Annotated in this window: 4 protein-coding genes and 1 pseudogene; 2 read left to right on the forward strand and 3 right to left on the reverse strand. The window is 66.3% G+C overall.

What is annotated here, in order from left to right; all coding sequences use genetic code 11:
• The first annotated feature begins 148 nt into the window (after positions 1–148).
• Positions 149–1059, forward strand: a pseudogene (locus D477_RS00200) (2-hydroxyacid dehydrogenase).
• A gap of 12 nt (positions 1060–1071) precedes the next feature.
• Positions 1072–1467 carry a universal stress protein gene (locus D477_RS00205; RefSeq protein ID WP_005266105.1) on the forward strand — a complete coding sequence of 132 codons (396 nt, stop codon included), beginning with the start codon at positions 1072–1074 and terminating at the stop codon, positions 1465–1467.
• 15 nt (positions 1468–1482) lie between these two features.
• Here D477_RS00205 and D477_RS00210 read toward each other — a convergent pair whose 3' ends face one another.
• The 3 genes from D477_RS00210 to D477_RS00220 form a co-directional block, all read right to left on the reverse strand.
• Positions 1483–2187, reverse strand: coding sequence for an alpha/beta fold hydrolase (locus tag D477_RS00210; RefSeq protein WP_043844981.1), 705 nt, complete (start codon positions 2185–2187; stop codon positions 1483–1485).
• A 232-nt stretch (positions 2188–2419) separates the two neighbouring features.
• On the reverse strand, positions 2420–3766 hold the full coding sequence (locus D477_RS00215; RefSeq protein ID WP_237740656.1) for an amino acid permease: 1347 nt from the start codon (positions 3764–3766) through the stop codon (positions 2420–2422).
• A gap of 327 nt (positions 3767–4093) precedes the next feature.
• The coding region (locus D477_RS00220; protein ID WP_005266108.1) for an HNH endonuclease signature motif containing protein at positions 4094–4753 on the reverse strand (660 nt) is incomplete at its 5' end.

The following is a 4753-nucleotide window of genomic DNA, read 5'->3' on the forward strand; positions in this document are numbered from 1 at the left end:
CGAGATTCCGCGGCTTTTCGAAGCGCGGCCGGAAACGATGCCTCAAGAGTATCGATCCATCCAATTTCAGAGTTGGACCTGCATAGATCCTCGGCCTACGCTCCCCGGTATGACTACACCGCACGCTGTCCTGCAGGTCGGCCCCCTGATGCCGGCCGTCGAGGATGCCATCGTCCATGACTACGACGCCGTCCGCCTCCCGGACGATGCCTCCGATCGGGAAAATTTCCTTGCGGAGCGGGCCGCCGAGTTCACGGTCGCCGTCACCTCCGGCCGCTTCGGCGTGGGGACGGACCTCATGCAGGCACTCCCCAACCTGCAGGCGGTCGTCAACTTCGGCGTCGGGTACGACACCACCGACGCGGCCCTGGCCGCCGAGCGAGGCATCGGCGTCAGCAACACCCCGAACGTCCTGAACGATTGCGTGGCGGACACAGCAATCGCGCTCTACGTCGATGTCCTGCGCCGCATCAGCGCTGCCGATCGCTACGTCCGGCGCGGCGACTGGGCCGCCAAGGGCAACTTCCCGCTCGCCACCAAAGCCAGCGGCAAACGCGTGGGCATCCTCGGGCTGGGGCGGATCGGCAAAGTCATCGCCCGCCGCCTCGAAGGCTTCGACTGCACCATCGCCTACCACAACCGCCGTCCGGTCGAGGGCGTGGAATACGAGTACGTGGACTCGCTGGTCGAGCTCGCCCGCCGTTCCGATGTCCTGATCGTGGCCGCGGCCGGTGGGCCCGAGTCCAAGAACCTCGTGAATGCCGACGTGCTGGAGGCCCTCGCTCCGCCGGCTACCTTGTGAACATCGCCCGCGGCAGCGTGGTCGACGAACCTGCGCTCGTGGACGCACTGGTCAGCGGCCGGCTGGCCGGCGCCGGACTGGATGTTTTCGTTGACGAGCCCCACGTGCCCGAGGAACTGCTCAGTATGGATAACGTCGTCATCCTTCCGCATCTCGGCAGCGGGACGCACGAGACCCGGGCCGATATGGCAGCCCTCACCCTGGCCAACCTCAAGCGTTTCATGGCCGAGGGAACGCTCGAAACGCCGGTCAAGTAACGGAGGAAGATCATGAGTGTTGCCGTTGGCTTCGTGCCGACCGAAGAAGGGCGCGCCGCCTTGGACGCCGCGATCGACGAGGCCGTCCTGCGCGGCACCGACCTGCGCATCCTGGGCCCTGGGCAGGCCGAGAACACCCACGATGCCCAGGAAGAGCTGGCCCGGCTGCTGGAGCGCGCGGAAGCAGCCGGCGTCCGCACGAAGGTGCGGCAGATGACGAGCGACGATGACCCGGGCGACCTGATCGTCGACGTATCCTATGAGGACGACGTCGAACTTGTGGTCATCGGCGTGCGGCGGCGTTCGCGCGTGGGCAAGCTACTCCTGGGCAGCACCGCGCAGCGCGTCATCCTGGAGGCGGGCTGCGCAGTGCACGCGGTTAAACCGCCGGTGGGCCCGCATAACTGAGCAGGGCAGGCGCCCTCAGGCGGAACGTTCGACTGCCGCCAGGATCGCCCGGCCGAGTTCCGCCGGCTTCGTAAACTGCGGCCAGTGCCCCGTCGGCAGATCGACGTACTCCACCTCGCGGATGCGGGCCAGTTCCGCGACGAACGGATGTCCGGCGTCGATCCATTCGCGCAGCATGGCGGAGGGAAACTCACAGGCAATCACCGTGGCTGGAACGTCCAGGCGGCGCTCATCATGCAGCCGCATCGGCTCGTAGGCGACGCCCTTCGGCTGTGGAATCGCGCGTGCCCGGAACCTGGCCCGCAACTCGTCATCCAGGTCCACCAGGTCCTCATCCTCGAACCCGCCCCACGGCGGCAGCGGCACCTCGTCGCCCTCCGCCGGCAGCCCGTCATTGATGACCCCGCCTTCTGCCAGCGGCCCGGCGTCCACATAGATCGAGCGCGTCACCGCGTCCGGCCGGGCGTCCACTGCACCATAAATGATCGCGCCGCCACCTGAATGGCCCACCAGGACCACCGGCCCGCCGATCCGGTCCATCTCTTTGACGACGGCGTCGATATGGTCACCCAGGCCGATCCCGGCCCGCGGCGCATCCCTTGACTCGAGCCCCGGCAACGTCAGCGGATGCACCCGGTGCCCCGCCTCCACCAGCGGTGGCGTCACGTCGGACCATGACGAAGCATCCAGCCAGAACCCGGGAACCAGGATGATGTCCATGGCCAAACAGTACCGTTCCACGCCAGGCAGCAGGGTACAGCGGAGCCGATTCCCACAGCCACGCCAAAGTCGCGCCAGCATCGGGCCTCGTGCCGGCTTCCGGCCATCGCTCGCGGCAGAACCCGCCTTAAGCCAGGAAAAGAACGACGGCGGCGCCCGCCTACGTTGCTTACCGCCCCGTGAGGGAGGCAGCAACAAAGGCCCGGACGCCGCCGTCGTCGTTATTGGCTGGTCAGCGCCGGCGCGCGGCCGCCAATACTTCCTCCTCCGCGTCCGGTCCGGCCTTGATGCCGGCTGGAACACGGAAGAAGTAGACCAAGCCCACGATCCACCACAGACCGAAGAGGATCCATGGCTCGATCCCGAGCTGGGCCGGCATGCCGGGCATGTAGAGGCTGAACAGCGCGGTGCCAAGCACCACCGCCGCGACGCCGATGGCAAGTCCGCCCTTGCCCTTTCCGCCGATCCGCAGCGGACGGTCCATTTGCGGCTCCCGCCGGCGCAGGATCAGGAAGGAGACGGCGACCAGCGTGTAGGCCAGGACGATGCTCGGAGCGCCGGAGTCGACCAGCCAGCCGAGCATTTCCTCGCCGAAGAACGGAGCCAACACGCTGAGTGCGCCGATGAACAACAAGGAGTTGTGCGGAGTGCCGTACTTGGGGTGCAGACGCCCGAACCAGGCCGGGAGCATGCCTGAGCGCGCCAGCGAGAACATCAGTCGGGAGGCGCCGAGCAACAGCGAATTCCACGAGGTGAGGATGCCCGCAATGCCACCGGCGATAAGGATCTTAGCCATGATGTCGGAGCCGAACATGGCACCTACCGCGTCAGCCGTGGCAATGTCCGTCTTCACAAGTTCGCTGGCCGGCATCGCTGACGACGTGGTGAGAATGACCATCACGTACCAGATGGTTGCCAGGATGACGGAGACGACGACCAGCTTGCCGATCTGCTGGGCCGGAATCTTGACTTCCTCGGCGGACTGCGGAATGACGTCGAACCCGATGAAGAGGAACGGGACCACGACCAGTACTGCGAAGAAGCCGGTCATCCCGCCGTTGAACCAGGGTTCCATGTTGGAAATCTCGCCGCCGGTGAAGGCCCCGGCAATCATGACCAGGCCGATGGCCAGCAGGAACAGCACCACGAAGTTCTGCACGATGCCGGCTTCCTTGACGCCGCGGATGTTGATCCAAGTGATCGCGATGGCCGCGACCACGCCCACCAGTGCCCAGGTCAGGTGGACGTCGTACCCGGCCACGTTCCAGAGCTTGATCTGGCTGAGGTCGGGAAAGATGTACTGCACTGTGCGCGGCAGCGCCACGGCCTCGAAGGCCACGATGGTGACATAACCGCCGATAATGGCCCAGGACCCGATGAAGGACGGGCGCGGTCCCATGGCCCGCATGATGTAGTTGTGCTCACCGCCCGCCTTGGGCATGGCTGCACACAGCTCGGCATAGGTCAGACCGACGACACCCATGATGACGCCGCCGGCCACCATAGCCGTCACAGCACCCATGGTTCCGGCCGACTCCAGCCAGCCGCCGGTTAGCACCACCCAGCCGAAGCCGATCATGGCGCCGAAGCCGAGCGCAAGGACGTCCAACCGCCCCAGGACTTTCTTTAACGAGGGTTCGGTTTCGTGCTGGGATACAGCCAAGCCGCTTCCCCTTTCTTCTCACTCTGCCCGGTCTGGGCATAAAAAAGAGCGGTGGCCAAAGGCTTCACCGCCGTCGCTTACATCACAACGGAATAACGGTACTACGAGTCCTGCACCATTTCGTCCGATGAGCATGCTGAGCACGGGCGCGGTCCCTTGAGCCGCGGCGACGGTGAGCGACGTCGTCTCCGGCAGCCGCTGGAATCCGGCCTAAGGATCAACTTCAGTGGCGGCCGGAGGAGATCATTGCCGGTTCATCAGAAGCCGTTTGCGCCGCTTGATTGTCCGCGCTAATGCGGCATCCGACGGGGATGGCCGGTTCCGCCGGGCCTGCTTCACCCTCGAAGATGCACGGTCGCTCACCGGTGAGCACGGGGTTGTGCTCGTGGCGGATTGACCTGGCGGGGTTCCGGGGAGGGCGGGGGCGGTGGAGGTGTAGGTGTGGCCGGTGGGGGTGGTGATTTCGACGGTGTGGCGGCCTGCGGGTATTTCGCGGGCTTGCCAGCCGTTGGCTTCTTTGGTGAGGTTGCAGTTTTCGCAGTAGCCTTCGCCGTTGGCGGCGCTGGTGTCGCCGCCGTCGTTGAAGGCGATGATGTGGTCGAAGTGCCGGATGGGGGCGTCGCACCAGGGGGTGCGGCAGATCGCGTCGCGGGCCTGGATGAAGCGGCGCAGTCCGGCGGGCATGAGCCGGGCGCGGGAGTCCATGCCGACGAGCTGTCCGGTGCCCGGGGCGGTGAAGAGCCGGCGGACCCACACCTTGAAGTCCGTCTCAGGCAGGTCCGGCCGGTTGGCTTCCTGTGATGCTGCGGGCGGTTTCTCCGGTGCCGGAGAGATGAGCGGCCCGGGTGGGTCGGTGTCCTGCATGGCCAGGGGCGGGGCGGCGCTGCCGGTTCCCGGGGCGCC

This window comes from Arthrobacter crystallopoietes BAB-32 (genome assembly GCF_000328305.2).
Taxonomy (GTDB): Bacteria; Actinomycetota; Actinomycetes; order Actinomycetales; family Micrococcaceae; genus Crystallibacter; species Crystallibacter crystallopoietes_A.